A 1,587-nucleotide genomic window follows, 5' to 3' on the forward strand; every position below is an offset into this window, starting at 1 on the left:
GGAGGGAGACGGAGGCCATCACCGGAGTGGCAGATGCCTTGGGGTTAGGAACCACACCGTATTTCTTGGCGTTTTCCTCCGTGGAGGGCAGGATGATGTCAGAACCGTCTATCGCAGTCACAATGTATCCGTTCAGCTTGACCAATTGGTCATCGTTCTCTTCATAAATCATGGACATGTAGTCAGTCATCATCAACCGGATGGCTTTGGGATTATAGTTCATTCGGGCCTTATAAAAAGCGACGGTTGAAATGTCGAGAGGCTTCCCCTGATCCTCGTAGAAATTTAAGAGTTCGCAAAATTGGGAGTTCCCCTTTTGCGCAAACATTTGAAGCATCAATGCGATAGGGGTAGTTTTCCTTTTTCGGGTAAAAGCATGTGGGTTCCCTTCGCGGATATCTTCCAGATAGATAATTTGGGCCTCCTCAATATATTCCTGAAATGACATCAGTTGGACCGTCATTTTTGAGCCCTCCTTTTAATGTGTTGACCATCCTACATTAAGTATAACGGGAAACCCGAAGGGTAGGAAAAGATTCCACCTCCCATCAAAAAAAAGCGAGGATGCATTTTGCATTCTCGCTTTTTTTAAAGTTGTCAAGTTGCTTAAGTTAATGACATTGTCCATTAGGGAATGGATGCAGTACTTTAGTCTGTATTCGATTTTGTGTTGTTTCATCGAACCATCATTATTCATTCAATATAAAACAAAAGCAAGAATATACGATACAGCATACGCTAGCAAGACCCCGCCATTTATTGCTATAAAAATATTTTTGTAAGTAGTTTTGTGGTTTAATCCTTTCAATAAGTACATAGCTAGCAACACTCATTATGTTTTTCTGGCAAAATAATAGAGGGCATGTAGTAAGAAAAGTTAAAATCTGATATTTTGGCCAGAGTAGAATTGCTTGTATTTGTAATGCTGATAATCGTGGCCTTTCCTTTTTTAAAGCCATCAATTTGTTTAAACAGCAAGCGTTGCTCTCCTGACACCGAAAGAGCAACTACAAGTGTGTCCTCATACCTGCTGTTATCTGTGGGATAAAAAGGATCTTCCAAGTATTGAGCACCTTTTCCTATATTAGAAAAAAATCGCGCACCGTATTTTCCTAGTGTGCCGCTTGTCCCTAAACCAACAAAGTACAATCGCTCCTTATTCAGTATCATTTCAGCAGCTGCCGTAATTTTTTCCTCAAATTCTATGGTGTTTACTTTTTTAAAAAAATCAATCATTTGGGATGCATCTTCGTCAACAGGTTCAATTTTTGTATCTTCTAAATATTGTTTAAACTTATATTTAAATTCTGAGAATCCTGCGCAGTCCATCTTCGAACAAAATCTAAGAATGGTTGTTGATGAAACATGTGTTTTTTCGCTGAGATCACGAATTGTCATCTTTGCAATTTTTTCGGAATTCTCTTGTATATAATTATAAACAAGCATTTCTAACTCATTTAAATTTTGCATCTGACTAAAAGTAAACATGATTGCTTCCTTTCTAATCATCATTTTCCCTAGATTATAACACAGACACTCCTACACGTTTCAAGTTGTTATGTTAGATCTTTTCAGGATGCATATGCC

General features: G+C 38.2%; 1 protein-coding gene and 1 pseudogene. Both read right to left on the reverse strand.

All coding sequences use genetic code 11. The annotated features are described in order from the left end of the window. A pseudogene (locus WBV27_RS09105) lies at positions 1-463 on the reverse strand (IS4/IS5 family transposase); the annotation flags it as partial. Between the two features lie 356 nt (positions 464-819). After that, positions 820-1,488, reverse strand: a complete 669-nt coding sequence (locus WBV27_RS09110) for a MurR/RpiR family transcriptional regulator (RefSeq protein WP_424201377.1) — start codon at positions 1,486-1,488, stop codon at positions 820-822. Positions 1,489-1,587: the final 99 nt, after the last annotated feature.

Origin of the sequence: Trichococcus sp., from assembly GCF_049589555.1 — a bacterium.
Lineage (GTDB): Bacteria > Bacillota > Bacilli > Lactobacillales > Aerococcaceae > Trichococcus.